Below are 26,234 nucleotides of genomic sequence, written 5' to 3'. Positions count from 1 at the left end.
TGCTCCGCGTGTTGATGCAGGACGCTACGGCAAGGAATCACGGCGCTCAACCCGTTCTCGGCGTTGCGTCGGGCAATGGACTCGACGGGGGCGAAACTGTCGGATCTCCGTACGAACTTGTCGCCCGCCGGAAACGGCCATAACCTCTCCTGATTGTCGATCGACAATGTTTCGACCGGCCAGGAGCGATCCACGATGCCAACCGAGCCGCCCGCCCCCGGTATCCCACTGCACCCCGGTCGACTCGGCACCGGACGGCTCGCCCTCTTCGTCGCCGCGACCGCCGGGCCGCTGACCGCGGTCGGTGGGACCATCCCCATCCTGTACGCCGTCAGCGGCAACGTCGGCGCCGCGTTCTGCTTTCTGGTGCTGACCGTCGTCCTGGGCGTCTTCGCCGTCGGTTACGCCGCGATGGGCCGGTACGTGCCGAACCCCGGATCGTCGCACTCGTACATCGCGAATGGGCTCGGGCGGGTCGGGGCGGTCGGCGCCGCGTTCGTCGCATTGGTCGCGTACAACGCGATCCAGATCAGCCTCTACGGACTGATCGGCGCGATTCTCGGCGAGTTCGCCAGCGACGAATTCGCCGTCGAACTCGACTGGTGGATCTGGGCTCTGCTCGCCTGGGCGGTGGTCGGGTTGCTCGGGCTGCGCCAGTTGGATCTCTCCGGGACCGTCCTGCTGGGGTTGCTGGTCCTGGAACTGCTCGTCCTGACCGCCCTGGTGGCCCTCGCGCTCGACAACCCGGCCGGCGCCTCGGTCACCACCACCGGGCTCGACCCGGCGAACCTTCCGGTGGCCGGACTCGGTGCCGTGCTCGCCCTCGCCGTCGCCGCCTTCGTCGGAGTGGAATCGGGCCCGGCCCACCGTACGCAGGTCAGGGATCCGGGCCGGACCGTCGCCCGCGCCACCTACCTCGCCATCGCCGGCATCGGCGGCTGCTACGCGCTCTGCGCCTGGGCGCTGACCGTGGCGACCGGTCCGGACAACACCGCGACCGTGGCCGCCGTCGCCGGTCCCGGACTGGTCGCCGACGTCCTCGCCCGGCACGGCGGGGTGGCGCTGGCGGTCACCGCCCAGGCTCTGCTCGCCACCGCCGTACTGGCCGCGCTGCTCGCCGGGCACAACACCGTCGCCCGCCAGTTCTACCTGCTCGGATTCGAACGGGTGCTGCCGGCCAGGCTGGGCCGGGTCGGCGTACGCACCGGCGCACCGGTTGCCGGCTCACTGGTCCAGACCGGGCTGGCGCTCGCGGTGCTGCTCGGCTTCGCCGCTGCCGGTCGGGACCCGCTGACCGACCTGTTCACCTGGCTCAGCGGGGTCGGGGCGGTCGGCGTACTGGTCCTGCTGACGCTGACCTCGGTGGCCGTGGTCGGGTTCTTCAACGGCCGTACGGTCACCGCCGAGTCGCGCTGGCAGCGGCTGATCGCGCCCACCCTCGCCACCATGGGACTCAGCGTGGTCCTGGTCGTCCTGCTGGCCGACTTCGGTACGTTGCTCGCCCCCGGCACCCCCACCTACCTGCGTGCCCTGCTGCCGGCCCTGCCCGTGCTCGCCGTCCTGATCGGCCTGCTCCGGGGGGTCGCCCTCAGGTCGATGCGACCGGAGGTCTACGCCGGCATCGGGGGCGGGACCCGTGAACCGGTCCCGGCGTCGCCACCCGCCGGTGCCGTGCCGAGGGCCGAGGCCAAGGCGTGATCGATCGGGGCTGCGCACACCTGCCGGGTCCGGCTGGGCTAGCGTCTGATCATGGAGTCTTCGGCGGCGAACGAGGCGCTGAACGCGGCGAAGGTCGATCCCCGGGCCAGACGCCTCTTCGGCGGCAGTGCCGGTGCCCTCGGTGACCTCGCCGGGAGCCCGTTCCGGGCCGACCGGGACCGGATCGTCAGCTCACCCTTCTTCGCCCGGCTCGGCGGCGTCACCCAGGTGATCTCCCCGGGCGGCTCCGGGCTGCTCGTACACAACCGGTTGACGCACAGCCTGAAGGTCGCCCAGGTGGGGCGAGCGGTGGCGGAGCGGCTGACCGCCGACAAGCGCTACCGCGACCTGCTGGACTCCCTCGGCGGCTGCGACCCGGACGTGGTCGAGGCCGCGGCGCTCGCCCACGACCTCGGGCACCCGCCGTTCGGGCACCTCGGTGAGGAGGTGCTCGATCGGATCGCCCGGCAGCGGCTCGGGCTGCCGGACGGGTTCGAGGGCAACGCCCAGTCGTACCGGATCGTCACCAGCACCGAGATCCGCGGCATGGCGACCATCGGTCTGGACCTGACCGCCGCGGTCCGGGCGGCCATCCTGAAGTACCCGTGGACCCGGTCCGGTTACCCCGACCCGCACCCCCGGCAGTTCGACCCGCCCCCGCGCGGGGCGACCGCGCCGCCGGACGACCCGGACAGCGGGTCGGCGAAGTTCGGCGCCTACAGCACTGAGGTGGAGGACCTGCGGCAGGCTCGGGCGCCGTTCGCCGGGCGGATCGCCGACTGGCAGCAGACCGTCGAGGCGTCGATCATGGATACCGCCGACGACATCGCGTACGCGATCCACGACGTGGAGGACTTCCACCGGGTCGGGGTGCTGCGCCAAGGCGCCGTCGCGGCCGAACTGCTCGCCTGGCAGCGCGACATCGACCGGTACCGGTCGATGACCGACGCGGCCCTCGAACACGGGCTGCGCCGGCAGGGCGCCCCGATCGAGCGGCTGCGCCGGCAACTGCACCGCAAGGACGCCTGGATCAGCGACGACGAGGCATTCGCCGCCGCGGTCGAACACGTACGACTCGAACTGGTCGACGGGCTGCTGGCCGCACCCTTCGACGGCTCGATCGAGGCCGAGCAGGGGGTGTCGGGCTTCTCCGCCCGGTGGACCCGCCGGCTGGTGGACGCCATCACCGTGGTCCCCGACCCGCCGGTACGGGCAGGGCACGTCCTGCTCGCCCCGGTGCAGTGGCACGAGGTGCAGGTACTCAAGTTCGTCCACCACCAGTTCGTGCTCGCCCGGCCCGACCTGGCCCTGCACCAGCGGGGACAGGCCCGGCTGCTGGACACCCTGGTCCAGGCCCTGCTCGACTGGATCCTCGACCCCCGCGAGGAGGCCCGGCTACCGCGCAGGCTGCACGACCTGATCGACCTCGCCGAGGCGGAGTTGCACCCGCGTACGCCGGGCCGGGCCGGTAAGGCGCGCGGACGGGCGATCATCGACTTCGTCGCCTCGCTGACCGACAGCCAGGCGGTCGCGTTGCTCGACGCCCTCTCCGGCCGCTCCGGGCAGCTCTGGACCGACGCGTTCGTGCTCTGACCCCGTTCACCGGGGCCGGACCCGCCCACGGGTCAGACGATGTCCTGCCACCAGCCGTCGACCGGTGGCGGCAGGTCGACCACGACCCGCTCACCGGGTCGGGGCACGGCCAGCCGTACGTCGCGGGCCTTCGCCTCCCGCCACAGCCGGTCGACCGGATCGGCCCAGGCGTGCACGGCGAGGTTGAACGTCGCCCAGTGCACCGGGACCAGCAACTCCCCGCGCAGGTCCAGGTGGGCGGTGACCGCCTCCTCCGGGAACATGTGGATCTCCGGCCAGGCGGGCGCGTACGCACCGACCTGGATCAGCGTGACGTCGAACGGGCCGTGCTCCCGGCCGATCTCGGCGTACCCGGAGAAGTAGCCGGAGTCGCCGGAGTAGAACACCCGCCGGGTCTCCCCGCTGATGACCCAGGAGCCCCAGAGGGTGCGGTTGCGGGTGAAGCCGCGCCCGGAGAAGTGCTGCGCGGCGGTCGCGGTGAACCGCAGCCCGGCGACCGTGACGTTCTCGGTCCAGTCCAGCTCGACGATCCGCGACTCCGGCACACCCCACCGGGCCAGGTGGGCGCCGACGCCGAGCGGGACCAGGAACGGCGCCGACTGGGTCCGCAGCAACACCCGTACGGTGGCCAGGTCCAGGTGGTCGTAGTGGTCGTGCGAGATCAGGATCGCGTCGACCGTGGGGAGTTGCTCCAGCGGCACCGGTGGCGGGTGCAGCCGCTGCGGCCCGACCAGGCGCGACGGCGAGCACCGTTCGCTCCACATCGGATCGACCAGCACCCGTCGGCCCTCGATCTCGACCAGGACCGAGGCGTGTCCGTACCAGATGACGGCCAGTTCGTCGGCGGGCGCCGTGGCCGGGTCGGTCGTGCCGGGGTCGACCAGCGGGACCGGGTCGGCCGGCTTGCGCCGGTGGCCGCCGAAGAGGAACTGGAGCAGGACGTTGCGCCCGGATTCGGCGACCATCGTCCGGGTGCTGGCCTGGTTGCGGAAGCTGTCGCCCTCGTACTGCGGGGAGGACCGCAGCCTGGCTGCCCGGTCACCGGCGGCGCGGGCACCCATCGCGACCGGGATGTCCCGGACGGCCCAGGCCGCGGCGGCGACGGCGGCCAGGGCGAGCAGACCCCCGGCGCGGCGGCGCCGACGGCGGCGCGCCCCTGAACGGTCGGCGTGGCCCCGGCCCGGTTCGCCCACGATCTTCGCCCTACCCATCCGCCCATCCTCCCCGGTCCGGGAACCGACCGGTGGCCGGCCCCCGGATCGGGCGTGGATTTGTCAGCCGCCGTTGCTCGGCCGGTACGCCGACCGGGCGCGGGACGTGGCCGCTGCGGCACCCGGCTCGGTGACCGTCTCCAGGAACCGCCGGCCCATCACCGCACGGGCGTGGGTGGCCGGGTGGGTCGGGCCGAAGTTGTCCGGGTCGGCCTGGCCGTCGGCGAAGATCGCGTAGGTCAGCCGGGGCGTGCCGTCGGTGCCGAACATGATGCCGGCCTCGTTGCGGCCACCGTTGAACCAGCCGGCCTTGGTCGCCACCCGCTCCCGGTCAGCGGAGGACATGTCGTGCCGGATGCCGTCCGGGTAGGCGATCGGCGACCGGAGCGCGGCCAGCAGGAACGCGGTGGAGGCGGGGGAGAGCAGGGTGCCCGCGACCAGGGCGCGGAGCAGGTCGTGGGTCTCCCGGGGCGTGGTGGTGCCGAGGAAGAAGCGGTTGGGGTTGGCGACCGGCTCGACCTGGGTGTTCGGGAAGCCCTTGGCGACCAGGATCTGGTTGATTTCCAGTGCCGGGCAGACCAGGCCGCAGAGCCGTACGGAGGTGTCGTCCGAGACGGTGAGCAGGGCGGCGAGCGCGTGCCCGATCGTCACCGTGCTCGGGTACGCGCCGTCGAGCCGGAAGATGCCGTCACCGTCGGGAATCACGATCGCGGCGCTCACCTCGACGGTCTGGTTCAGTTGCAGCAGGCCACGGTCGACCTTGTCCAGCACCGCGACGGCCACCGCCACCTTGTTCACGCTGTACGCCTCGACCTGGTCGTCGGCGCCCTGTTCCACCGCCGGCAGAGCGCTGCCGTCGGGGGCGTTGACGCTGATCCGGGCCCGCCAGGTCCCGCCCGCCTCGGTCGAGGCCCGGTAGTAGATCTTCCCGACCCGGTGCTCGGCCGGTCCGAGGGTGTCCGTGGCCGCACCCCGGTCGGACGTGTTCGCGGCCGAGGCGCCGCTGCCGGTGCCGAACACCAGCCCTGCCGTTGCCGCCGTGCCGAAACCCAGTGCGGTCCTGCGATTCACCGTGGTGGACAAGTTAGTTCTCCGTTCGGAGCCGTTACGAACCCCCCGTGGGCTCGACCCGGACACCATAGACCACCCCAAATCGCTCCGTTGTCCCTAGATCGCCCGACGAGCGCGGAACGGGATTCCGCGCCCGGCGTTCGGGGTAGTTGTCGTGCGTGATCGCACAGGCAGTGCGTTACTCATCCGATCGGCCCACCAAGTCCAGTCGATCATCCACAGCACGTCGGATGATCCGGTTGGTAGCGTGGTGCGCCTGCTGGTCGGTCAGATGACGGAAGGTTCGCTGGGGGCGATCTCGATGCGACGCTCGACCCCGGTCGACCGGGCCTCCGCGTCCGGCTCGGTGGCGTTCCTCGCCGCCGGGGTCGCCGTCGCCCTGCTGTACGCCGCCAACCTTTCCGACCGACTCGGCGCCGCCCTGTTCGGCGCGGTGGGCGTCGGTACGGCCGTCGTCCTGGTGATCGGGCCCTGGTGGCACCGCGCCGTGCCCCGCCACCCCTGGTACCTGCTCAGTGCGGCCAGCTCGTTGTTCCTGGTCGGGGCGTTGGTCCGACCCTGGGCCGCGGACCGGAGCGGACTGTCCGCCCTGGCCGCCGACGCGTTCACTGTGCCCGGCTACCTGTTGATGATCCTCGGCGTGGGCGGGCTGCTCCGGGCCAGGGGAGGGCTGGAACGGCACGCCGTCATCGACGGCCTCATCGTCTGCCTCGGCGCGGCCTGCGTATCGCTGCTGCTGCTCGCCGTACCGGCGGCGTCGATCCAGGGCCGACCGGTGATGGTCTCGGCGCTCGCCGGCACGTACCCGGTCTTCGACGTGGTGCTGCTCCTGCTCCTGGTCAACCTCGCCTTCACCACCGCCGCCCGCCGGCCCAGCTACTGGCTGCTGGTCGCCATGATGTCGTCGCTGCTCCTCGGTGACCTGGCGTACGCGATCGTCGGGCTGTACGGCACCCTCTCCGGTGCACCGATCCTGGACCTGCCGTTCCTGCTCGGCTTCGCCATGGTCGGTGCCGCCGCACTGCACCCCTCGGTGGTGTTCCTGGGCCGGGCCATGCCGCTGCCGGTGCAGGCCTGGTCCTGGCCGAGGCTGCTGCTGATCTGCCCGGCGCTGGCCGCGCCGTTCGTGCTGATCGCCGTACTCGACCGGCCGACGTCGGTCGAACGGCTGGTTCCCGCGTTCGCCGGGGCGACCATGGTGGCGTTGCTGCTGGTCCGCGCGGTGTCGGCGGTGCAGGGATATGCCACCGCCCAACGCCGCTACGAGCACCACGCCACCCACGATCCGCTGACCGGGCTGCCGAACCGGCGGGCGCTGTCGCGCGAGGTCGGCCGGCTGCTGCGCCGGGCGGCGGCCGTCCCGACCGGGATCTGGGTGTACTTCCTCGACCTCGACGGCTTCAAGATGGTCAACGACTCGTGGGGCCACGACACCGGCGACCAGCTCATCGTCGAGGTCGGCAAGCGGTTGCGGGCGCTGGTGCCGGCGGCGGCGATCGTCGCCCGGGTCGGTGGGGACGAGTTCGTGGTCGTGCTCAGCGGCACCCGCGACGAGGCGGTCGCGCTCGCCGAACGGATCCTCGGCTCGTTCGCCGCACCGTTGCAGGTCGGCGGGATCGAGGTGGTGGTCAGCACGTCCGTCGGCATGGTCGGCACCACGGTCCTCGCGACGACGGGCGAGCCGACCGGCACCCCGGACGAGCTGGCGCACGACCCGGACGCAACCACCGGCAGCACCGGCGGATGGGGCGGCCTGCCCACGGCGGCGGCGGCCGAGCAGCACGACGCGGCACCGGTGACCGCCGAGTCGTTGATGCGCGACGCGGACATCGCGATGTACCACGCGAAGGCCGAGGGGCCGGGCAAGTGGGCCCTGTTCGACACCTCGATGCGCGACCGGGTACGCGACCGGGTCGAGATCGAGTTCGCACTCCGGCATGCCCTGGCCAAGGAGCAGCTCCACCTGGTCTACCAGCCGATCGTCGAACTGCGCGGCGGGCGGCTGGTCGGCGCGGAGGCGCTGCTCCGGTGGGACCACCCGGTACGGGGCGCGGTCTCACCGCTGGACTTCATCTCCATCGCCGAGGACACCGGACTGATCGCCGCCATCGGCCGGTGGGTGCTGGACGAGGCGCTGCGGCAGCTCGCCGACTGGCGGGCCGACGGTGTGGTGGACGACGAGTTCTGGATCTCGGTCAACGTGTCGCCCCGGCAACTGCGCGACCCCGGTCTGCCGGACAGCATCGCCGAGTCGCTGCTGCGGCACGACGTACCGACCGGGGTGGTGGTCCTGGAGATCACCGAGTCGGTGATGGTCGACCCGTCCGCCGGCACCGACTCGGTCCTGTTCGAACTGCGCCGGATGGGCGTACGGATCGTGGTCGACGACTTCGGCACCGGCTACTCCGCGCTGGGCTACCTGCGCCGGCACCCGGTGACCGGGGTGAAGGTCGACCGGGCGTTCGTCGCCGGGCTCGGCGGCAACCCGGAGGACGAGGAGATCGTCCGGGCGGTGGTCGCGATGAGCAGCGCGCTCCGGCTGACCGTGGTCGCCGAGGGGGTCGAGACCCCGACCCAGCGCGGGGTGCTGGAGACCCTCGGGGTGGTACTCGGCCAGGGCCGGCTCTGGGGCGGCCCGGTACGCCCGCACCCCTTCGCCGAACGCTGGTCCGCCCTGGCCGTCGGCCCGGACGGCGCCGGCCTGGCCCTCGCACCGGACGGTGCCGGCCTGGCCCTCGCACCGGACGGTTCCGGGGTGGCGGTCGGACCGGACGGGTCCCGCGTCAACGACGGGCCGGAAGCCGGTCAGGCCGACTCGGGCGGCTCGAACAGCCAGTAGACCTGCTCGTCGAGCGGGGTGGTCCGGACCCCGGTGGTGAGGTGGTCCAGGGTCTGGTGGATCGCCTTCGGCAGCCCGATGTCGTTGTTGCGCCGGCAGATGTCCAGGGCGGCGATGCCCCCGCTGGCCAGCACCCGCTCCCACATCCGCTCGATCACCAGCTCGAACGCCCCGTCGCCACGGACCCCCGGGTCGATCGCGAAGAAGCCGATGTACCAGATCCGCTGCTCGGCGTAGAGCTCCGGCCAGCGGCGCGCGAAGTAGTCCGGTGAGATCAGCGGTACGGCGTCCAGGTTGTTGGTGAACGTGGCCAACGCCAGTACGTCGTCCGGCCGATCCGGGTCGAGCCCGAGGTACTTCGTCACCCGGGGGTCGGCGAGCACCGCGTCGAACTCGTCACGGAACATCACGTGCCGCTGTACGGCGGCGGCCCGCAACTCCTCGAACGCGTTGTTGTAGAGCTGCCAGGTCGCCTCGGCAAGATTTTCGGGTACCACCTGGTCCGCCGTGATGAGCATGTCGTCGCCCCCGCCGTCACCTCATGATCGCGCCTGATCCGCGGGTCAGCGTACCGAGTCCTGACCAGCCCGTCGAACGCTCCCGCACCGTCCCGGCGTGCACCGGGCCCGGCCGCCCGCCGACGGGTCGGCCCGGGTCCGGCGTACGCGGAGAGCTAGTCCGTGCCCGGCGCGCCGCCGCGGGTGCTGGCGGCCTTGAGAAAGTCGCGGTTCAGCCGCCCGATGGTGGACAGCGGGATCACCTTCGGACAGACGGCGGTGCACTCGCCCATGTTGGTGCACCCGCCGAAGCCTTCCGCGTCCTGCTGGGCGACCATGTCGAGCACCCGGCCGGCCCGCTCCGGCTGCCCCTGCGGCAGCATGCTCAGGTGGGTCACCTTCGCAGCGGTGAACAGCATCGACGAACCGTTCGGGCAGGCCGCGACGCAGGCACCGCAGCCGATGCAGGCGGCCGACTCGAACGCCGCGTCCGCGTCCACCTTCGGCACCGGTTGGGCGTGCGCGTCCGGCGCGCTGCCCGTCGGCACCGAGATGTAACCACCGGCGGCGATGATCCGGTCGAACGCGCTCCGGTTCACCATCAGGTCCTTCATCACCGGGAAGGCCCGCGCCCGCCACGGTTCGATGTCGATCGTCTGCCCGTCGGAGAAGTGCCGCATGTGGAGCTGGCAGATGGTGGTCGCCCGCTCCGGCCCGTGCGGTACGCCGTTGACCACCATGCCGCAGGCGCCGCAGATCCCCTCCCGGCAGTCGTGGTCGAAGGCCACCGGGTCGTCCCCGTCGAGGATCAGCCGCTCGTTGAGCACGTCGAGCATCTCCAGGAACGACATGTCGGGGGAGACGTCGGCGACCTGGTAGGAGACCATCCGGCCACGGTCGGCCGGGCCGGACTGCCGCCAGATGCGCAGGGTCAGGTTCACTTGTAACTCCGCTGGCTGGGGTGGACGTACTCGAAGTTCAGGTCTTCCTTGTGCAGGACCGGCGGGCGGTCGGCGCCGGTGAACTCCCACGCGGCGACATAGCTGAAGTGGTCGTCGTCGCGCTGCGCCTCACCCTCCGGGGTCTGGCTCTCGGCCCGGAAGTGCCCGCCGCAGGACTCGGTACGGTGCAGCGCGTCGATGCACATCAGCTCGGCCAACTCGAAGAAGTCGGCGACCCGGCCGGCCTTCTCCAGCGACTGGTTGATGCCGTCGGCGTCACCGGACACCTTGACCCGGCGCCAGTACTGCTCACGCAGGGCCCGGATCTGCTCGATCGCCTTGCGCAGCCCCGCGTCACTGCGTTCCATCCCGCAGTGCTCCCACATGATCTGACCCAGCTCGCGGTGGAACGAGTCGACCGTACGGTCCCCGTTGACCGCCAGCAGCCGGGCCAGCCGGTCCTCGACGTCGGCGCGGGCGGCGACCACCTCGGGGTGGTTGTCGTCGATCGGGCCGAACGGACCGGCGGACAGGTAGTTGGCGATCGTGTTCGGCAGCACGAAGTAGCCGTCGGCCAGGCCCTGCATCAGCGCCGAGGCGCCGAGCCGGTTGGCGCCGTGGTCGGAGAAGTTCGCCTCACCGATGACGAACAGGCCGGGGATGGTGGCCTGGAGGTCGTAGTCGACCCAGAGCCCGCCCATCGTGTAGTGCACCGCCGGGTAGATCCGCATCGGCACCCGGTACGGGTCCTCGCCGGTGATCCGCTCGTACATCTCGAAGAGGTTGCCGTACCGCTCCTCGACGGTGTGCCGGCCGAGCCGGTTGATCGCGTCGGCGAAGTCGAGGTAGACCCCGAGCCCGGTCGGGCCGACGCCGTGCCCCGAGTCGCAGACGTTCTTCGCCGCGCGGGAGGCGATGTCACGGGGGACCAGGTTGCCGAAGGCCGGGTACATCCGCTCCAGGAAGTAGTCCCGCTCGTCGTCCGGGATGTCGGCCGGGTTCCGGTCGTCACCGGACTGCTTCGGCACCCAGACCCGGCCGTCGTTGCGCAGCGACTCGCTCATCAGGGTCAGCTTCGACTGGTGGTCGCCGGAGACCGGGATGCAGGTCGGGTGGATCTGGGTGTAGCAGGGATTGCCGAAGTACGCGCCCTTGCGGTGCGCCCGCCAGGTGGCCGTGACGTTGCAGCCCTTGGCGTTGGTGGACAGGTAGAAGACGTTGCCGTACCCGCCGGAGGCGAGGACCACGGCGTCGGCGTACTCGGTGGTTATCTCGCCGGTGACCAGGTCGCGGACCACTATGCCCCGGGCCCGGTCGTCGACCACGATCAGCTCCAGCATCTCGTGCCGGGTGTGCATCTCGACCCGGCCGAGCGCGATCTGCCGCTCCAACGCCTGGTACGCCCCGAGCAGGAGCTGCTGACCCGTCTGGCCCCGGGCGTAGAAGGTCCGTTGCACCTGCGCGCCGCCGAACGAGCGGGTGTCGAGCAGTCCGCCGTACTCGCGGGCGAACGGCACCCCCTGGGCGACCGCCTGGTCGATGATGTTCACCGAGACCTCGGCGAGCCGGTGCACGTTCGACTCCCGGGCACGGAAGTCGCCGCCCTTGACCGTGTCGTAGAACAACCGGTGTACGGAGTCCCCGTCGTTGCGGTAGTTCTTCGCCGCGTTGATACCGCCCTGGGCGGCGATCGAGTGCGCCCGGCGCGGGCTGTCCTGGTAGCAGTAGGACTTCACCCGGTAGCCCTGCTCGGCCAGCGTGGCGGCGGCCGAACCGCCGGCCAGCCCGGTCCCGACGACCAGCACGGTGAGCTTGCGGCGGTTGGCCGGGTTGACCAGCTTGGCGTCGAACCGGCGCCGCTCCCACCGGGTCTCGATCGGCCCTTCCGGTGCCTTCTGGTCGGCGATCGGCTCGCCGAGGCTGAACATCTCCATGGTCATGACACCCATCCGGCTAGTACGGCGAAGGGGACCAGCAGGTAGCCGCCGCAGAGCCCGACGGCGAAGACGAGGGCGATGGCACGGGCCCGGCGCTCGCCCCGGGGCGACTGCTGACCGAGGCTGCGGAACGCGCTGAACATGCCGTGCCGCAGGTGGAAGCCGAGCGCGACGATGGCCAGGGTGTAGAACAGCGTCACGTACCAGCGTTCCGGGGCGAAGTCGGCCACCACGTTCGCGTACGGCCGGCGCGGGTCGCCGATCGGGTTGACCGTGCCGGTGGTCAGGTCGAGCAGGTGGTAGATCACGAACAGCAGGATCAGCACCCCGCCCCAGCGCATGGTCCGGGCCGCGTAACTGGCCTGTACGGGCTTGCGGTGGGCGTACCGGACCGGGCGGGCCTTGCGGGCCGCGATGGCGAGCGAGGTCGCCGCCCAGATGTGCAGCACCAGGGCGATCGTCAGGGCGCCGCGCTGGAGCCAGAGGTACCAGACCTCGGGCAGCAGGGGCGTACCGATCGTCCGCAACCAGTGCGCGTAGTGATCGAACGAGGACGCGCCGAAGAAGATCTTGAGGTTGCCGAGCATGTGCGCGATGAGGAAGAGCACCAGGAGGATGCCCGTCACCGCCATCACTGCCTTCTTGCCGACCGACGAACGGACCGGCGAACGCGTCTCTACTGCCACCTGAACGACGCTAGGAGGAGCTGTGATTAGTCGTCCAATGCATCAAGGGCGCAGTGTCGATAGCGATAGGCTATGCAGGTGCAGCTACACCAGTTACGGTCCTTCGTAGCGGTCGCCGAAACCCGGCATTTCACCCATGCGGCCGACAATGTCGGCATCACCCAACCCTCGTTGAGTAAGCAAATTCACGCCCTCGAAGTTGACCTGGGAGCCCCGCTCTTCGACCGGATTAGGGGAAACATCACCCTCACCGCCGCCGGCGAGGTCCTACTGCCCCTGGCGAAGCGGATCCTGGCCGACGTCGAGACCGCCGGCCGCGAGGTGCAGGAGCTGGTCGGCGTACGCCGGGGTCGGGTCCGGCTCGGCGCGACGCCGAGCCTGGTCACCTCGCTGGCACCGCAGATCCTGCGCCGGTTCCGCGACAACCACCCGGGCGTCGACCTGTCGGTCCAGGAGGGCGGCTCCCAGGACCTGGTACGCGACCTGCTGCGCGGCGAACTCGACCTGGCGCTGATCATCCAGCCGGCACCCGGACCCGACCCCGCCCTGCGGGTCGAACCGATCCTGCGGGAGAGCCTGGTCGTCGCCTCCCTCGACCCACTGCCGGCGGCCACCCCGATGGGCACCCTGCGCCTACAGGACCTGCGCGACCAGCCGTTGGTCATGTTCCGCGAGGGCTACGACCTGCGCGATGTCACCCTCCAGGCGTGCCGGGACGCCGGTTTCGAACCGACCCTGGCCGTGGACGGGGGCGAGATGGACGCCGTGCTCAGCTTCGTCGAGGCGGGACTCGGGGTGGCACTGGTGCCGGGGATCGTGGTCGCCCGACGGCCCCGGATCCGGGTCACCCAGCTCGCCCCGCCCGGCGTACGCCGGACCATCGCGCTGGCCCGGCGGCGGGAGGCCGTACCGACGCATGCCGCGCGGGCGCTGCGCGGAATCCTGCTCAACTACGTGCGTACGGCCGCCGAACAGGGCGCACTGCCACCGGGCGTCGAACCGCTGTAGGAGTAGGTGAAGCCGGGGGACAGTCGAGAGACGGTGTGGGTGACGACGTACTCGACCGGTGTGCCGTCTGTGTTCCGGCTCAGTCGCCTCATCACGAGCAGGGGTTCGTCGGCGCCGATGTCGAGCAGCGTCCGTTGCGCCTCGGTGGGTTGGCGGGCGGTGATGTGTTCGGTGATGGTGGCCGCCGTGTGGCCGAGTTGCGCGAGTACGGCGATGGCGCCGCCTCGGATCTTCCGGTTCTCGGCGAGTGGGGTGCCGCTGGCCAGCCAGAACGGGTAGTAGGAGTCGGCCAGTTCCACGGGTTGGTCGTCCTCCAGGATGAGCCGGCGCCGCACCACAGCTTGACCCTCCTCGCCCAGGGCCAGGGCGGTGCGGATGGGCGTCTCGGGGGTCAGTGTCTCGACGCCCAGGAGTTGCTGGGTGCCGGTACGGCCACGAGCGGCAGCCTCGTTCGCCCACGCGTCGCCGGCGCCGGGCGTGACGTAAGGGTCGGATGTGCTGGTCCAGCGCGGGGTGGTCATCGCTTCCACCTTCGGATGTGCGAGTAGCTGCTGGTTACCGGCCTGCTCGTTCGACCTCTTGGAGCACGAGGCCGAGGGTCTGTGAGCGTCGATCCGCTGGCAGCGCTGCCCAGGCTCGCCGGGCATGCGTGACGCCGCCGGCCTTGTCGCCGGCCTTGGCCATCATCAGACCTCTGTGCAGCTCGATATGCGTCGCGAAGCGGGTCAGAGCGGCTGGCCTCAGTCGATCGGCTTCGTCCTGTGCTTCGGCGCCCGGACCGACGATCCCGAGCCGGGCGTAGAGCATCGAACGGAACGTGGCCATTCGCCAGGCCGGTACCGCGAAGTCGGACACCAGTTCGTCGGACGCGACTCGGTCGAACACCCTCTGTGCGTCCTCGTCCGAGGAAACCGCCCCGGTCAGGTCGCCTCGCCCGGCCGCGACGTGTGCCCGTGCCATCAGTGCGTTGAGACGCCCGAGCGAGGGCGCGTCAGACAGTCCGATCGCCTCGTCGGAGTAGCGCTTTGCGACGGGCAGTACGGCACCTTCGTACGCGAGGGCGATTGCGGCTCGGCCCCGGACCCATACCCGGACGCCGAGATCTTCGGAGCGGTCGGCGGCTGTCGCGGCGAGGTCGTACCACCTGATCGCCTCGCGGGGATCCTTCGTGGTCTTGCCGTAGACGGCGAGCGCTCGCGCCGCGTTCGCCCACATCACGGGAGTGTCGAGGTGCTGCTGCATGACCACTAGGTCGCCAGCGAGCCGGTGTTGCAGGGCGTCCGCGCCGATCTCCATGTAGTCGCGGCCGTACTGGGCGACTCGCTCCCGCCAGTCTTCCTCGGCGCCTCGTCCGACGAGCGCGGCGCTGAAGCCGGTTCGGATCAGCTCACTGGCCGCGACGGGGCCGACCAAGCCTGCCGCGAGCACCTGCCTTCGGTTCACGTCCGCGTCTCCCAACGCCCGCGCGTAGGCGAGCACGACATCGTCCGTCGCGGTCCGGCGTCCTGCCTCGACGTTGCTCAGGTGCGTTGCCGAGTAGCAGGAGCGGGTCGCGATGTAGGCCAACGTGACGCTGGCCTCTGTCCGAGCTTGCCGTAGCTGGGCGCCGAGATCGCTCACCGGGTGCCCCTTCTTGAAAGGTCCTGAAAGCATCGATTGCCTTCCGAGCGTAGTGCTCTGCTCACAAAACTGAGCGTAGCCCGACCGTTCTGGACCGTCCGTCATGGACCCGGACGAGCGAGCCGGACGTGAGAGGGCAGACATCAATTTTCCCCGATATCGGCCTGCCGCCCGACGCTGAGGAGGTGCCCTGATGCGTTTTACCCGCCGCTGGTGGCGATATTTTCGATCATGGTCGGATGGGGACTCTCTGTCGCAGCCGCGAACCATTCGCAGAGGTTCGTTCACTTCTTTGAAGTGGTCCCGAGCCGCTACCTCAAGTGGTGCCGTTGATCGGGTGGGGCCGGCGACGCAGTACGGGGGTCGGTCCGGTGGTTATCTGAGGGCGGCCGTGCCGGATGGTGCCGAGGCGAGGCCCGTACGCGGTGAGGAGCCGGTTGCCGTCCAGCGGGCCGGGACCCGGGCGAGGTGGCCGGAGAACCGTGGGTCGCACTGGCGGTCGGTATGAGCGAGTCGAACCCGATCCGTCTCACCTACAGCCGGTCGCTTTGGCCTGCGTTGATGCAGCAGGCCCGCAATGTTGTCGCCGCGCACGAGGGTGGCAGGTTGTGTGACTACTGCATCGAACCCGGCGACTGTGGGCGGCTCCGGGGAGCGCACAGCCGCCTGGCCGATCCGGAGATGATGGCCGCCGAGCAGGAGGATCGGTCGTGACCGGGCTTTACGGCGTACGCCGGAATCACGCCGAGTCGGACGTGGCGCTGCTTCGGCCGCGGCATCGCTCCGACGGGCCTCGTCCCGCGCAACCGACGCGCACCCGCCCGACCGGGGGGTTCCGCCGCTGGTGGTGTCGCCTGTGGCCGTGGGCGGCGCGGCGGAGTGTGCCGGTGCCGGCCGCGTCCGGGCGCAGCGCGGTGCCGCCTCCGGGGTGGGCGGCGGCGCCGACCGTGCACGCCGGGCCGTTGCTCACCTACGGGCAGCAGCTCGGTTATCGGGTACGCCGACCAGGCGGCGACCGCCGATGACCGAACTCGGGACGGTCGAAGGATGAGGGGGAGTGGGGCAAAGCCGTCCGCCGCATTGCACCTGCCGCTGCGCCCGCTGTGGATCTGCCGAATCGACGCCTATCCGTGGCCGTGCGCCGACGCCCGACTCGACCTGACCAACGGGTACCGCGACAAGACGATCAACCTGACCCTGTTCCTCGCTTCACAGTTCGTCGAAGCGCTCGATGACCTCTACACGATCGACCCGGCCATCGGACAGCCACCCGACCCACGCGTTCTCTACGAGCGCTTCATCGGCTGGGTTCCGGCACGGCGTACGCGATGAGCGGACTTACCAAGGTCACCGTCAACCTGACTCCGGCGGCCGAAGCCGCGCTGACCAAACTCGCCGCGATACACACCAACCGCACCGATGCGATCAACTTCGCGCTGCGGCTGGCCGCGCTGATGACCGACCTGGCACCCGAGGGGCGCTTCACGATCGTCCAGCCGGACGGCTCCCACGACCGCGTACACCCGATCTAGCCGGAGCCGCCGCGATGAGTCGGAACCTGGAGCCGATCAACCCCGAAGTCATCCGTACGTCTGCCGACCTGACCTGGCAGCAACACCAACCCGGCGGCAACACCTGGCGGCCCGGCACCTGCCGCCAGTGCACCCCAACAGGCTGCCCGCAACTGTCGTGGGCGATCGCGGTTCGAGCCAGGGAGTCGGTTCCCCCGTAGCGTCAGGCGGCTCGGAACCCGGCGCTCTGGCCGTTGCTCGCGAGAAAGGCCAGGGCGGCGGACACGGCGCTGTCAGGCCGTAGCGTCAGGTGCTCCGGCGGCACCTCCGTCGGTACGCCTGCCACGTCGAAGGAGATTGGGCGGGGAGGTGGGCTGACCTGGGGGTCGGCGAGGTAGCCGCCGTCTTCGGTGATGTGCACGGCGAAGGCGTGCTCGGCGTGCCCGAGGCCGATCTGTAGGCCGGGCGGTAGGTCGTCCGGGTCGACCGGCGCGTCCGCATAGATGGTGACGACGACGGGCTCCCGTTGCTCCTGAATGTCGTGGAGGACCTTCTCCAACTCGCGGGGGTCGGTCACGGCGGTCTCGTGGCTGTCGCGGTAGTCGCCTCGGTCGTAGGCCCACGTGAGGTTCATGCGATTGCCTTTCCGTTGCCGACGTAGGTCCGCCAGTGCCGTACCTGTCCGTCATCATTGCGCACATACACGGTCATTCGAGTGCCGGCGGGCAGGAGCCGGGGAAGTATCTGTTCGCAGCCGTACGGCGTGTACTCGCAGGGCGGGTTGTTGACCAGCAGGGTCGCCTCGGTGGCATGTTCGCGGCGCATTCGGGCGGCTAGTTTCGCCTCGACGTGGTCGGTGGTCGTAGCGATGAGCCGGTACGCCGGTTTCAAGTCGGCGGCGGCCTCGGCCTCTCGGCCGGATCGGATCATCGGGATCTGCCTGCCGTCGATGACCGCGACACCGTGGGTAGGGTCCTTTGGCTGCCGCGCCGGCAGGGTGCGGGCGGCGTCCGCCAGCCAGGATGGCGGAGGCGAGGGTGTTGCGGGCATTGCGGGAGAGGGTTCGGCTATGTGAGGGGGCGCTCCAGTGGGGGGCGTGGTGGATGGTGTCGCCCTGCTGGCCGAGGTTAGGTCAATACCGATGATCTGCCCGTACTCGCTGATTGCGACGGCACGACGGCGAGTTGCTGGTCGGCGTTGTGGACCCGCTCGATGGCAGTGCTCGCCGCAGTGAGCGCTCGATGGACCAGGGCGTGGTTGGCTCCCGTGCTGATGGCTAGTAAGCGCTGGTACTCCTCACGGACCGAGGATCGCGCTGCGGCCAGGACGGCGCGCTGGCGTTTGATCTGCTCGAGCACGGCCCTGAGCCCGGCGGCGATCTCGGCAAGGCTCACGGACGCCACCTGAGGCTCACAAATAGATAGCCTACTGTCGATACGGACTTATCGGAATGAGCATGACGAACTGCGGCCTACGGGAACTTGTGCTTTGGGACTGTCGGCTGAGCAAGCTGGAGTTCGACACGTGTGACCTAAGGGGTGCGGATCTGCGAGCCAATGACCTTGGCAAGGTCATCGGTGCGACGCCCAACCTAGCGCGGCGTCACCCTCGGTCCCGATCGGCTCGGCGATTTCCCCGCCCTGGCCGTATGGAACCTTGGCGTCACTGTGCTTCCTTGAGTGTCTCCATGATCGTCAGATGCTTAGCTGTCTTTTTCGCGGCGTGTCACAAGGCTGAGCATCTGACGATCAAGGAGCCGAGGGCGCTCGGCGGGTCGAGTGTCCCGCTGACGGTGGGGCTTCGTGCTGACCCTCGGCACGGATAGCGTGTGTACGTGGCCGGACATGATCGCGAGGTGTACCGCTACCGGTTGGACTTCGGCGGCGGTGAGCGAGAGGTCGTGTCGTTGCTGGAGGCCGACTGGGTGTCTCGGCACGGCCTGCATCCTGAGGCGGTGATGGCTGTCGTCCGCGAGGGAGCGGACCCGTACGACCTGGAGCCTGTCGATGTCCGGGAGAGCGGTCCCTTTCTCCGGCTGCTGTCGAGGGTCATCTTCGAGAACGTCAACCGCTGCGCCGACATTCGGCGTCGGGCCGATCTCCAAAGCGCCGGCTACTTCTACCTGCTGGACGAACGTACGCAGGATCCGGGCGGGCGAGTGCCGCCGGAGGACATCATCGGCTCGATCGAGGTCCGTGACGGCCAACCCGTTGCCGGCTCCTATCAGCACAACCCGCGACACCGACTGCTCGCGGCGGCCGGTTGGTTCCGTCTTCCCAGCGAACTCGAAACCGCGATTCAGCACCGGTTGCGATCCGGGGCAGCGGACGACGGTGTCCGGTAGCCCGCCGGCCTGCGGTGGTTGAAGCTCCGGTGAAGGATCGAGGTGTGGTGTCAGGAGACCAGGAGCAGGACGACGTTGCGCCGACGCTTCCGGAAGGGTCGTGGGTGGTCTGGCGCCAGGACGACAACGGGAACCGCTTCGAGGTTGCGCGACGGGAGTCCCGTACGGATGCCGACTGGGCCTGCCCCGTTTTGACGGACATCCGAGATCAGGGGACCTGGGGTCTCCGGGAGGATGTCCAGCATCATGGAGAGCATGGGAAAGAAGCGGCCGCGGCCTCGGCGTTCGTTCACGCCGGAGTTCAAGGCCGAGATCGTCGAGTTGTGTCAGCGTGGTGACCGCACGCTCCGGCAGGTCAGCCAGGACTTCGACCTGACCGAGACGGCAGTGCGTGAGTGGGTCAAGCAGGCCGAACTCGACACCGGCGTCCGCGCCGATGGGCTGACCACCGACGAACGGGCCGAACTCGCACAGCTGCGCAAAGAGAACCGCAGGCTGCGCGAAGACGTCGATGTGCTCAAACGGGCAACGGCTTTCTTCGCGAAGGAGACCCGGTGAACGTCTTCCCGTTCATCGCCGCGGAGCAGGCCGGCAAGCACAACGTTAAACGTGCCTGCGAACTGCTCGAGGTCTCCCGATCCGCCTACTACCAGCAGAAAACCGGCACCCAGTCGCAGCGCGAGCGGGTCGATGCCCGGCTCACCGACAAGATCACCGTGCTGCACGAACGGTCCAAGGGCACCTACGGGGCGCCGCGGATCCACGCTGACCTCACCGAACAGGGGCTACGGCACGGCCGCAAACGCGTCGCCCGGCTGATGCGCATCGCCGGACTCGCCGGCAAGAGCCCACGCCGCTGGCGCACGACCACAATCCCGGATCCGGCCGCCGGGCTCCGACCTGACCTGGTCGGCCGCGATTTCCGTGTTGATCCTGGCGTAATCGATACCCGCTGGTGCGGCGACATCACCTACATCAACACGTGGCAGGGCTGGCTCTACCTGGCCACTGTCATCGATCTCGCATCACGCCGGGTCGTCGGCTGGGCCGTGGCCGACAACCTCAAGACCGACCTGGTCGACGCCGCCCTCGCCGACGCTGTCGCACGCCGCCGACCCGAGCCCGGGCTGGTGTTTCATTCCGACCGTGGCACGCAATACGTCAGCGCCCAGCACACCCGCCTGGCACACCGTCACGACATCCGCCTGTCCGTCGGCCGGCGCGGACAGTGCTGGGACAACGCAGTCGCCGAGTCGTTCTTCGCCACCATCAAAACCGAACTCCTGCACCGCCAGGCCTGGCCCACCCACCAAGCCGCCCGCCAGGCCATATTCGAATACATCGAGGGCTGGTACAACACCCGCCGCCGACACTCAACCCTCGGCTACCTCAGCCCTGCGGCCTTCGAGACCACCAGCTCACAACCGCTACCGATCGACCGAGCCGCCTAACTAAGATCAACACAACGACCCTGTCCGTCGAAACGGGTCAAGCCCAGACGCGCTGGCCGAGCTGATGGAGCGGCGTGGCCACAAGCAGACGTACTGGGTCGCACTTGCGCAGTGATCCGTCGCGGCGCCGCCAGCAAATACGTTGGCGGGGGCGCGGGGAAGCGGGCAAGATCCGTCGGGGGGTGACTCACATGCGGAATCGGCTGCGGGAGATACGGGTCGGCGCGCGGACCTTCGTGTGGCGGGCGAACATTCATCACGTGCGGGGCGCAGGTGACTGCCACCGGTGCATCCGCGTCCGGGTCTGGGGTGCAGGCAAGACCAGCCGGGCACTCGACGCGGATCTGCTGTCGGACGCCTGGCCGTCACCGTGGAGCATGTGTGCGACGGACGGCTCCTACCCCACATCCGCCGACCTACGGACGATCATCAGCTACGGGCTGGAACACGGCTGGCAGCCGGAGCTGCGGGGCGGGACGTTCCTGCTGTCCGAGCGCGAGCATGCCGCCGGTTTTACCTTGCCCGGATTCCTGCTGACCGACCGTCTGCGTACGCCGGAAAGTGCCGACCCCACGGCCAGGGTCATCGCCGCCTACGAGGCTCGTCAACGAGCCTGAGGGGCATCGTCGGTCTCTCAGGCCAGTGTTTCGAACCACTGCTCCGCTAGCTCGCGCGCTCTCCGGCGGATCCGGTTGATTCCCGCCGGGCTGTTGAACGCGGCGAAGGGCGGCCACAGGAAGACGAGGATCGCGAGTTCCTCGGCCAGCAGTGCACGCCGGAGTGCGTGGCGATCGTACGGCCGATGTTCCAGGTAGGTGTCGATCAGGGCCTGCGGAACGGTCACCCCGGCAGGTGTGGCACGGACGTTGAGGAAGGCCAGGTCGGATACGGCCCGTCCGATGCCGGCCGCCTGCCAGTCACAGAACACCAGCGACCCGGCGGAGTGCACGATGTTGTCGGTGTGGCAGTCGCCGTGGACGAAGACCGGCGGCAGTGCTCCGAGGTCCTCTTCGAGTTCGACGCGTCGGGCGACGAGGTCGGCAAGCTGCGGAAGCACGCCGGCCCAGAAGTCGTGGATCCCGTCCAGGTCCGGGTTGACCAGTGCCTCGTGGAGTGCATCGGGGCGGTTCCAGCCCGCACCCTCCGGTAGCGGCATGCTGTGCAGGGCAGCAAGCTCCCGACCAAGATCTGCCCACATGCCGTCAGTCCATGACGCAACCGCCCGGGTCTCGCCGGCCGCCTCAAGGAGCACAGCCACGCCGACCTCGATATCTATCGAATCGAGAAGCCTCGGCGTACGCAACGGCGCGACCGGTGCCACGTACCGGTAGAAGGCGAGTTCCCGCCGAGCCGCTGCCAGTGCCTGCCGCCCCAGGGCAGCGGGAGTGACCTTGAGGTAGGCGTCCTGCCCGTCGGGCGTGCGTACGGCACCGACCCCTGCGGCGGACCGGGACTCGATCCGCGCCACCGACGCCTGGCCGATGACACCGAACCTGTCGAGCACCGTCGTCGTGAAATCACCCGACATCGCGCGGTCCCGGGGCCCTGACGCGACGGGCGATCAGCAGGATCACGACGAGGGCGGACACCTCCGCCGCCGCCGTGGCGGCGGCCGCGCCGAGCGGTCCGAACCTGGGTACGCCGAGCGCGACGGCGACGGTCAACAGCACCGCGAGTACGCCCATGGCCCTCGTCGCCCGGCCGTAGTCGCCGTCCCCGATCCAGTCGAACATCAGGGCCCGACTGACCGCCATGAACGGCAGCGCCAGCATGAACAGCGCCAGCCAGCCGGCAGCTTCCGAATGCGGCAGGGAGAGCACCGTGCCGGTGAGCCAGGGCGCGAGCACCGCGACGCCCGCCGCCATCGGGATCGCGCAGACTAGTGCGACCACGACCGAGAAGTGCGCCGGATGCGTCGAGTCGTCGAGACCCAGGCGGCTGCGGGTCCGCGCCACCATCGGCACCTGCAACGCCGACTGTACGACGCCACCGATGGCCTGATAGGCGGTGACGAGCGCCCCGTAGCTGCCCATCAGCGCAGGCGTCGCTACCAGTGACAGTACGAGCGTGGCGAGCCGTGTCACGTACAGGTCACCGAGGGAGAAGCCGAAGAGATGCCGGCTGGAGCGGTATCCCGCGAAGGCACGCCGCAGTGAGATTTCCCGGAACCGCGCGCGCCGCAGCGAACCGTCCTGCCCGAGGATCAGCTCCCCGACAACGAGCTGCGCCAGCCCGGCGGTGGCGAGCGCGATGGTGAGCGGTACTCCGAACAGCACCATGACCAGCGATGCCGCCTTGCTGGCCGACATCAGCACCGCGGTGGTCAGGAACCGCATCCGTCGGCTGAAGTCGGCGATCTGGAGCTGGGCGAGGCCGTTGCCGAGCGTCACCACACCCGCCGCCGCCAGCGCGGTCGCACTGTAGCCCCGGCGGGCGTAGAACTCGGCGATCACCACCGCGCCGAGCAGCATGCCGGGTACGACCACCAGCGTCCACTGGCTGCGTACGAGGGTGCGTTGCTCCTCGGTGCCGTTGAGGTAGAGCAGGGCCGATCCGCCGCTGGCGACGATGAGTACAAACGACAGGGCCGACGTCATCACCGTGTACGCGGCAATCTCGTCCGTCTGCCCGAACGCCGCACACAGCGCCAGGATCGCTGCGCTCAGCAGTCCATTGGCGATGACGGCCCCGGCCGCGATCGCCGAGTTCCGGGCCAGTGCCCGGTAGCCGCGCTCCGGTTCCGTGGGGCGAATGGTGGTGGCTTCGGCGTCCTGTATCGGCACGCCGGCCGTGGTCTGCACGATCCGTACTCTACGCAGCGCCGATCCAGCCGGTGACGTGAATACGGGTGGCCACACCACCGTAGGCGCGGCGATCACGGTTCGGCGATGGAGGATGCGCGCAGATCACGACATGTGTGTGCACCTGATTTGGTTGTGGCGGTGGGCTGGGCCAGGTGCCCTTTGCCGGGTTGGCTCGGGTGCGCGCGGATGATGGGCGGATGGAGGGACGAGCGTACCTGGAGAAGTACGTTGCCGATCGACTGGCGGCCGGTCATGGTCAGCCGCCGGAAGGGCGTCGCCTGACGTTGGACCGTTCGGAGGTCCGCGGAGTGGCGATCGGGTTGGTGGCGGCCGGCGCCCTGGCTCAGGAGGAGATGGAACGCATCCTCGCCGGTCTGGATCAGGAACTGGAGCGACGTGGCCGGTTGGCCCGCGTAGAGACGCGCGCGTCGGCCGAGGGCCGGGTATCGCCCGCTCATTGGGCGCCTCTGCCGGTCGAGGCCCGGCAACAGTTGGTGTTGCAGCACGGTCGTGAACGCGCGCAGTGGCAGGAGCCGGTTGTCGACCCTGCTCAGTTGCGGGAGGTGATCTCGCTGGCCGGTCGCACGCCAATGCCTGATGCGGTGCCCGCCACTCTGATCAGCCTGGAACGCTGGTCGACGATGTTCGTGGTAAGGCTGGCGTATGCCGGCACCGACACCCGCGATCCGGGTTCGCTGGACAGGATGCAGGTCCGATTGAAACGGTGGCGCGGGTGGGACGATGCGGGAACGCAGTATCGGTCCCGCAGCGGCAGCGTAGAACGGCGCGGAGGGCTGTGGATGGAAACCGTGGTCTTCGAACCCGGCGCTCCGGACGAGGCGCGCACGCTGACGCTGGCGTTCGACGATGACGGTGGGTCGGAACGTTTGACAGTTGCCCTCGGCGGCGGGACGACACCAGCCTGAACGGGATCACGGTCGGCTCCGGATCGCGGCACCCACCTGCGCATCGCCGAGGAATGGCCGAGGCTGGGCGACGATCTTGCAGTTGTGGTGGGGCACAAATCCGGATGAGTGCCCTGATCCGGGCGCCACAACTGCAAGATCGTCGAGGGAATCGGTGGTGCGGGCATCGGCGGAGGTTCGGAGATACTCGGATTAGGCCGAGGGCGGCACCCGGTCGTGCTGCGTTTCCGACGCGGTGTCGGCGAAGGTTTCGCGGAGCGCCGGGTCCAGTGGGCGGCCGGTCGTCGGTTCGATGAACAGCTCAGTGGTCAGCAAATCACCGAAGTAGCTGGGGTTGATGCCCGATTCCTTGCCGCCGAGGGCCTGCATCCTGCCACCGAATCGCAGGAACGCCCGTACGGCTCCGGCGGGCAGGCGACCGACCCGGCGGGGTCGACCGACCGCCTCCGCGATCCGCGTGATCATGTCGTTCCAGGTGAGGTTCTCGTCGGCGACCGGAATGTCCGCACCGCTGGCCTTTTCCAGGGCGTCGACCGCGATCTCGGCCACGCTGCGCGCCGCCGCCGCCGCACTCCCGCCGACGGGAGCGACCAGCGGCGAACGGGACTTTGCCCAACGGTCCAGCGGACCGGCCCAGTTCGGCAGCCGGTCGCCGGCCCGACCGAAGATGAAGGGCAATTCGAGTACGGCAACCGGTAGTTCCGGACCAGCGGCGGCCCGTCCCTCCAGGGCCTGCTCCAGCCGGCATCGGACGTACGTGTGGCGGTCCGCGAGGCGCCACTGTGGGTGCAGTCGATCGAAGTAGGTGTAGTACGAGCCCATGATCACGCCACGGCTGAGACCTTCGAGGCGGGCCGCGGTGAACAGGCGTACCACGGGCTCGACGATGTCCCGGCGGAACGCCGGAAGGATCGGCTTGGGCAGCGGCCGCTGCTCGTCCGAGCGGGTGGCGTACACGACACCGTCGTGTCCGGCGAGCAGTGGTCGCAGGTCGTCGATCGAGGCGGACTCAAGATCGAGCAGGTGGTCAACACCCGGACGGGCGGTACGCGCCACCGTTGTCACAGCGTGGCCCCGCTCGCGCAGCACGTCCACGACATGGGCACCGATCAGGCCACTTCCACCCACCACAAGAATTCTCACGCTTGATCGTCCACTCCGGACCCGGCTGCTTGTCAAGCCTCGGTCAGGGCGAAGCGAACGACAATTATCACTCCCGCATGAGTGGGCGGCGCCCGGCAAGGCTGCTAACCGTGGACCCTTCCATGATCATCAAATGCTCGGCAGCCCTCATTTCTCGGGTGTGGGGCGACGGGGAGAGGGTCGATAGCTCGCGGCGCGTCGGGGGCGTTTTCCCTGTTCGGCCAGGGTATGAACAAGGTACGCTTCGAGTATGACTCAGCGTGTGACCGTGAGCCTCCCGGACGATGTCGCGGCGCGCCTCGAAGCAGAGCAGAACGCCTCCGCCTTCGTGGCCGAGGCTGTCCGGGAGCGGATGGATCGTGAGCAGACGACCAGCCTGCTGGCGACACACGGCTTCCACCTCACCGAGGAGGGCCGCCGTGAGGCCCGGGAGCGGCTCGAGAGTGCCCGAGGCAGGATGACCGCCGCTGGATGGGACAAGGTACGCAAGGTAGGCCGGACAACGTCGTGACCGGGGCAATCCGACTGGTGTTGGACACCTCGGCCATCCTCGCCTACGCCCGTACCTCGATCGCGGTCGGCGAAACGATCGCCGAGGTGGTCGACGAAGGCGGACGGTTCGCCATCCCCGCCGTGTGCCTGGCCGAGGCCAGCCGCCTCGCCGATGACGACCAGACACCGCGACTGCTGCTGCTCAGCCAACATGTCTGTGCGGTTGTCACCACCACCCCTGACGACGAGTGGCGCGTCCTCGTCGAATGGACCCGCATCCTCGGACGCGTCGACCTGGCCGCCGCCATGGCACACACCACCTACGTCCTCACGGCGGAACCGAAGGCGTACGGGGACGACGTCGATCAGCTCCCCGTCATCCCCATCTGATCACCGTCAGCGGTGGTGACGCCGGATCTCGACGGGTTGCCCCGTTCCGATCCGGCGTCACGACCGGAGTGC

30 protein-coding genes are annotated in these 26,234 nt (G+C 69.6%); 16 read left to right on the top strand and 14 right to left on the bottom strand.

The genetic code is table 11. The features are described 5' to 3' along the window. Nucleotides 1–195 precede the first annotated feature (195 nt). On the top strand, nt 196–1,698 hold the full coding sequence (locus OIE47_RS01775; protein WP_326559704.1) for an APC family permease: 1,503 nt from the start codon (nt 196–198) through the stop codon (nt 1,696–1,698). Between the two features lie 51 nt (nt 1,699–1,749). Then, nucleotides 1,750–3,291 carry a deoxyguanosinetriphosphate triphosphohydrolase family protein gene (locus tag OIE47_RS01770; protein WP_326559703.1) on the top strand — a complete coding sequence of 514 codons (1,542 nt, stop codon included), beginning with the start codon at nt 1,750–1,752 and terminating at the stop codon, nt 3,289–3,291. A gap of 32 nt (nt 3,292–3,323) precedes the next feature. Here the strand turns inward: OIE47_RS01770 and OIE47_RS01765 are convergent, their stop codons facing one another. Both OIE47_RS01765 and OIE47_RS01760 read right to left on the bottom strand, forming a co-directional pair. Beyond that, nucleotides 3,324–4,502, bottom strand: a complete 1,179-nt coding sequence (locus OIE47_RS01765) for an MBL fold metallo-hydrolase (RefSeq protein ID WP_442792038.1) — start codon at nt 4,500–4,502, stop codon at nt 3,324–3,326. A gap of 63 nt (nt 4,503–4,565) precedes the next feature. Beyond that, entirely contained in the window at nt 4,566–5,573 is a 1,008-nt protein-coding gene (locus tag OIE47_RS01760; protein ID WP_326559702.1) for a serine hydrolase, read from the bottom strand. A 271-nt stretch (nt 5,574–5,844) separates the two neighbouring features. Between OIE47_RS01760 and OIE47_RS01755 the strand changes: the two genes are divergently transcribed. Then, nucleotides 5,845–8,412, top strand: coding sequence for a putative bifunctional diguanylate cyclase/phosphodiesterase (locus tag OIE47_RS01755; protein WP_326559701.1), 2,568 nt, complete (start codon nt 5,845–5,847; stop codon nt 8,410–8,412). Here OIE47_RS01755 and OIE47_RS01750 read toward each other — a convergent pair. From OIE47_RS01750 to OIE47_RS01735, 4 genes are all read right to left on the bottom strand, one after another. After that, nucleotides 8,379–8,930: a hypothetical protein gene (locus OIE47_RS01750; protein ID WP_326559700.1), complete on the bottom strand. Its 552-nt coding sequence runs from the start codon at nt 8,928–8,930 to the stop codon at nt 8,379–8,381. The two genes, OIE47_RS01755 and OIE47_RS01750, sit on opposite strands and share 34 nt — an antisense overlap. Before the next feature lie 155 nt (nt 8,931–9,085). Further along, nucleotides 9,086–9,850, bottom strand: coding sequence for a succinate dehydrogenase/fumarate reductase iron-sulfur subunit (locus OIE47_RS01745; RefSeq protein WP_326559699.1), 765 nt, complete (start codon nt 9,848–9,850; stop codon nt 9,086–9,088). Then, a complete protein-coding gene (locus OIE47_RS01740; protein WP_326562968.1) occupies nt 9,847–11,784 on the bottom strand; it encodes a fumarate reductase/succinate dehydrogenase flavoprotein subunit in 1,938 nt (645 codons plus the stop codon). Before OIE47_RS01740 ends, OIE47_RS01745 begins: the two co-directional genes overlap by 4 nt. A gap of 2 nt (nt 11,785–11,786) precedes the next feature. Next, nucleotides 11,787–12,473: a succinate dehydrogenase cytochrome b subunit gene (locus tag OIE47_RS01735; protein ID WP_326559698.1), complete on the bottom strand. Its 687-nt coding sequence runs from the start codon at nt 12,471–12,473 to the stop codon at nt 11,787–11,789. A gap of 72 nt (nt 12,474–12,545) precedes the next feature. Here OIE47_RS01735 and OIE47_RS01730 point away from each other — a divergent pair, with 72 nt between their 5' ends. Further along, nucleotides 12,546–13,481 (top strand): LysR family transcriptional regulator, encoded by a 936-nt coding sequence (locus OIE47_RS01730; RefSeq protein ID WP_326559697.1) that lies wholly within the window; start codon nt 12,546–12,548, stop codon nt 13,479–13,481. Here OIE47_RS01730 and OIE47_RS01725 read toward each other — a convergent pair. Together OIE47_RS01725 and OIE47_RS01720 are read right to left on the bottom strand one after the other, a co-directional pair. After that, complete coding sequence (locus tag OIE47_RS01725) at nt 13,424–14,002, bottom strand: UTRA domain-containing protein (protein ID WP_326559696.1); 579 nt, start codon at nt 14,000–14,002, stop codon at nt 13,424–13,426. The two genes, OIE47_RS01730 and OIE47_RS01725, sit on opposite strands and share 58 nt — an antisense overlap. Before the next feature lie 34 nt (nt 14,003–14,036). Further along, nucleotides 14,037–15,101: a helix-turn-helix domain-containing protein gene (locus tag OIE47_RS01720; protein ID WP_326559695.1), complete on the bottom strand. Its 1,065-nt coding sequence runs from the start codon at nt 15,099–15,101 to the stop codon at nt 14,037–14,039. 561 nt (nt 15,102–15,662) lie between these two features. Between OIE47_RS01720 and OIE47_RS01715 the strand changes: the two genes are divergently transcribed. The 5 genes from OIE47_RS01715 (at nt 15,663) to OIE47_RS01695 (ending at nt 16,833) form a co-directional block, all read left to right on the top strand. Continuing rightward, nucleotides 15,663–15,815, top strand: coding sequence for a hypothetical protein (locus tag OIE47_RS01715; RefSeq protein WP_326559694.1), 153 nt, complete (start codon nt 15,663–15,665; stop codon nt 15,813–15,815). 173 nt (nt 15,816–15,988) lie between these two features. Beyond that, nucleotides 15,989–16,126, top strand: a complete 138-nt coding sequence (locus OIE47_RS01710; protein WP_326559693.1) for a hypothetical protein — start codon at nt 15,989–15,991, stop codon at nt 16,124–16,126. 22 nt (nt 16,127–16,148) lie between these two features. Next, nucleotides 16,149–16,433 (top strand): hypothetical protein, encoded by a 285-nt coding sequence (locus tag OIE47_RS01705; RefSeq protein WP_326559692.1) that lies wholly within the window; start codon nt 16,149–16,151, stop codon nt 16,431–16,433. After that, complete coding sequence (locus OIE47_RS01700; protein WP_326559691.1) at nt 16,430–16,633, top strand: hypothetical protein; 204 nt, start codon at nt 16,430–16,432, stop codon at nt 16,631–16,633. The genes OIE47_RS01705 and OIE47_RS01700 overlap by 4 nt, the downstream gene beginning before the upstream one ends. Before the next feature lie 14 nt (nt 16,634–16,647). Then, nucleotides 16,648–16,833: a hypothetical protein gene (locus OIE47_RS01695; RefSeq protein WP_326559690.1), complete on the top strand. Its 186-nt coding sequence runs from the start codon at nt 16,648–16,650 to the stop codon at nt 16,831–16,833. A gap of 2 nt (nt 16,834–16,835) precedes the next feature. Here the strand turns inward: OIE47_RS01695 and OIE47_RS01690 are convergent, their stop codons facing one another. The 3 genes from OIE47_RS01690 to OIE47_RS01680 all read right to left on the bottom strand — a co-directional run bounded on the left by OIE47_RS01690 (nt 16,836) and on the right by OIE47_RS01680 (nt 18,006). Continuing rightward, complete coding sequence (locus tag OIE47_RS01690; protein ID WP_326559689.1) at nt 16,836–17,246, bottom strand: Imm1 family immunity protein; 411 nt, start codon at nt 17,244–17,246, stop codon at nt 16,836–16,838. After that, nucleotides 17,243–17,662 carry a DddA-like double-stranded DNA deaminase toxin gene (locus tag OIE47_RS01685; RefSeq protein ID WP_326559688.1) on the bottom strand — a complete coding sequence of 140 codons (420 nt, stop codon included), beginning with the start codon at nt 17,660–17,662 and terminating at the stop codon, nt 17,243–17,245. Before OIE47_RS01685 ends, OIE47_RS01690 begins: the two co-directional genes overlap by 4 nt. Before the next feature lie 77 nt (nt 17,663–17,739). Continuing rightward, the gene (locus OIE47_RS01680; RefSeq protein WP_326559687.1) at nt 17,740–18,006 is read right to left on the bottom strand and encodes a hypothetical protein; all 267 of its coding nucleotides are present in this window, start codon (nt 18,004–18,006) and stop codon (nt 17,740–17,742) included. Between the two features lie 440 nt (nt 18,007–18,446). On the opposite strand from OIE47_RS01680, the gene OIE47_RS01675 reads away from it, so the two are divergent. The 4 genes from OIE47_RS01675 (at nt 18,447) to OIE47_RS01660 (ending at nt 21,024) form a co-directional block, all read left to right on the top strand. Continuing rightward, entirely contained in the window at nt 18,447–18,956 is a 510-nt protein-coding gene (locus OIE47_RS01675; protein WP_326559686.1) for a hypothetical protein, read from the top strand. Between the two features lie 255 nt (nt 18,957–19,211). Beyond that, nucleotides 19,212–19,514, top strand: coding sequence for a transposase (locus OIE47_RS01670; RefSeq protein WP_185755210.1), 303 nt, complete (start codon nt 19,212–19,214; stop codon nt 19,512–19,514). Beyond that, entirely contained in the window at nt 19,511–20,407 is an 897-nt protein-coding gene (locus OIE47_RS01665) for an IS3 family transposase (protein ID WP_326556611.1), read from the top strand. Before OIE47_RS01670 ends, OIE47_RS01665 begins: the two co-directional genes overlap by 4 nt. 191 nt (nt 20,408–20,598) lie before the next feature. Further along, nucleotides 20,599–21,024, top strand: coding sequence for an integrase (locus tag OIE47_RS01660; RefSeq protein ID WP_326559685.1), 426 nt, complete (start codon nt 20,599–20,601; stop codon nt 21,022–21,024). A 17-nt stretch (nt 21,025–21,041) separates the two neighbouring features. Here OIE47_RS01660 and OIE47_RS01655 read toward each other — a convergent pair whose 3' ends face one another. Continuing rightward, nucleotides 21,042–21,935: an aminoglycoside phosphotransferase family protein gene (locus OIE47_RS01655; RefSeq protein ID WP_326559684.1), complete on the bottom strand. Its 894-nt coding sequence runs from the start codon at nt 21,933–21,935 to the stop codon at nt 21,042–21,044. Further along, a complete protein-coding gene (locus OIE47_RS01650; RefSeq protein WP_326559683.1) occupies nt 21,925–23,208 on the bottom strand; it encodes a lipopolysaccharide biosynthesis protein in 1,284 nt (427 codons plus the stop codon). The genes OIE47_RS01655 and OIE47_RS01650 overlap by 11 nt, the downstream gene beginning before the upstream one ends. 200 nt (nt 23,209–23,408) lie before the next feature. On the opposite strand from OIE47_RS01650, the gene OIE47_RS01645 reads away from it, so the two are divergent. Next, nucleotides 23,409–24,137, top strand: coding sequence for a hypothetical protein (locus OIE47_RS01645; RefSeq protein WP_326559682.1), 729 nt, complete (start codon nt 23,409–23,411; stop codon nt 24,135–24,137). A gap of 192 nt (nt 24,138–24,329) precedes the next feature. Here the strand turns inward: OIE47_RS01645 and OIE47_RS01640 are convergent, their stop codons facing one another. Continuing rightward, a complete protein-coding gene (locus OIE47_RS01640; protein ID WP_326559681.1) occupies nt 24,330–25,280 on the bottom strand; it encodes an NAD-dependent epimerase/dehydratase family protein in 951 nt (316 codons plus the stop codon). 250 nt (nt 25,281–25,530) lie between these two features. On the opposite strand from OIE47_RS01640, the gene OIE47_RS01635 reads away from it, so the two are divergent. Together OIE47_RS01635 and OIE47_RS01630 are read left to right on the top strand one after the other, a co-directional pair. Then, nucleotides 25,531–25,791 carry a hypothetical protein gene (locus OIE47_RS01635; RefSeq protein WP_326559680.1) on the top strand — a complete coding sequence of 87 codons (261 nt, stop codon included), beginning with the start codon at nt 25,531–25,533 and terminating at the stop codon, nt 25,789–25,791. Beyond that, on the top strand, nt 25,788–26,162 hold the full coding sequence (locus OIE47_RS01630) for a hypothetical protein (protein ID WP_326559679.1): 375 nt from the start codon (nt 25,788–25,790) through the stop codon (nt 26,160–26,162). The genes OIE47_RS01635 and OIE47_RS01630 overlap by 4 nt, the downstream gene beginning before the upstream one ends. Nucleotides 26,163–26,234 lie beyond the last annotated feature (72 nt).

This window comes from Micromonospora sp. NBC_01796 (assembly GCF_035917455.1).
In the GTDB taxonomy this organism is placed as follows: Bacteria; Actinomycetota; Actinomycetes; order Mycobacteriales; family Micromonosporaceae; genus Micromonospora_G.
The sequence above is the reverse complement of the archived record's forward strand: the minus strand, read 5'-3'. Positions and strand labels throughout refer to the sequence as shown.

What these genes read in the sequence shown, in the direction of transcription:
- OIE47_RS01775 (WP_326559704.1), top strand. Translation starts at nt 196, where the DNA reads ATGCCAACCGAGCCGCCCGCCCCCGGTATCCCACTGCACCCCGGTCGA.
- OIE47_RS01770 (WP_326559703.1), top strand. Translation starts at nt 1,750, where the DNA reads ATGGAGTCTTCGGCGGCGAACGAGGCGCTGAACGCGGCGAAGGTCGAT.
- OIE47_RS01765 (WP_442792038.1), bottom strand. Translation starts at nt 4,502, where the DNA reads ATGGGTAGGGCGAAGATCGTGGGCGAACCGGGCCGGGGCCACGCCGAC.
- OIE47_RS01755 (WP_326559701.1), top strand. Translation starts at nt 5,845, where the DNA reads ATGACGGAAGGTTCGCTGGGGGCGATCTCGATGCGACGCTCGACCCCG.
- OIE47_RS01750 (WP_326559700.1), bottom strand. Translation starts at nt 8,930, where the DNA reads ATGCTCATCACGGCGGACCAGGTGGTACCCGAAAATCTTGCCGAGGCG.
- OIE47_RS01740 (WP_326562968.1), bottom strand. Translation starts at nt 11,784, where the DNA reads ATGGAGATGTTCAGCCTCGGCGAGCCGATCGCCGACCAGAAGGCACCG.
- OIE47_RS01730 (WP_326559697.1), top strand. Translation starts at nt 12,546, where the DNA reads ATGCAGGTGCAGCTACACCAGTTACGGTCCTTCGTAGCGGTCGCCGAA.
- OIE47_RS01725 (WP_326559696.1), bottom strand. Translation starts at nt 14,002, where the DNA reads ATGACCACCCCGCGCTGGACCAGCACATCCGACCCTTACGTCACGCCC.
- OIE47_RS01715 (WP_326559694.1), top strand. Translation starts at nt 15,663, where the DNA reads ATGCAGCAGGCCCGCAATGTTGTCGCCGCGCACGAGGGTGGCAGGTTG.
- OIE47_RS01705 (WP_326559692.1), top strand. Translation starts at nt 16,149, where the DNA reads ATGAGGGGGAGTGGGGCAAAGCCGTCCGCCGCATTGCACCTGCCGCTG.
- OIE47_RS01700 (WP_326559691.1), top strand. Translation starts at nt 16,430, where the DNA reads ATGAGCGGACTTACCAAGGTCACCGTCAACCTGACTCCGGCGGCCGAA.
- OIE47_RS01695 (WP_326559690.1), top strand. Translation starts at nt 16,648, where the DNA reads ATGAGTCGGAACCTGGAGCCGATCAACCCCGAAGTCATCCGTACGTCT.
- OIE47_RS01690 (WP_326559689.1), bottom strand. Translation starts at nt 17,246, where the DNA reads ATGAACCTCACGTGGGCCTACGACCGAGGCGACTACCGCGACAGCCAC.
- OIE47_RS01685 (WP_326559688.1), bottom strand. Translation starts at nt 17,662, where the DNA reads ATGCCCGCAACACCCTCGCCTCCGCCATCCTGGCTGGCGGACGCCGCC.
- OIE47_RS01670 (WP_185755210.1), top strand. Translation starts at nt 19,212, where the DNA reads ATGGGAAAGAAGCGGCCGCGGCCTCGGCGTTCGTTCACGCCGGAGTTC.
- OIE47_RS01660 (WP_326559685.1), top strand. Translation starts at nt 20,599, where the DNA reads ATGCGGAATCGGCTGCGGGAGATACGGGTCGGCGCGCGGACCTTCGTG.
- OIE47_RS01655 (WP_326559684.1), bottom strand. Translation starts at nt 21,935, where the DNA reads ATGTCGGGTGATTTCACGACGACGGTGCTCGACAGGTTCGGTGTCATC.
- OIE47_RS01645 (WP_326559682.1), top strand. Translation starts at nt 23,409, where the DNA reads ATGGAGGGACGAGCGTACCTGGAGAAGTACGTTGCCGATCGACTGGCG.
- OIE47_RS01635 (WP_326559680.1), top strand. Translation starts at nt 25,531, where the DNA reads ATGACTCAGCGTGTGACCGTGAGCCTCCCGGACGATGTCGCGGCGCGC.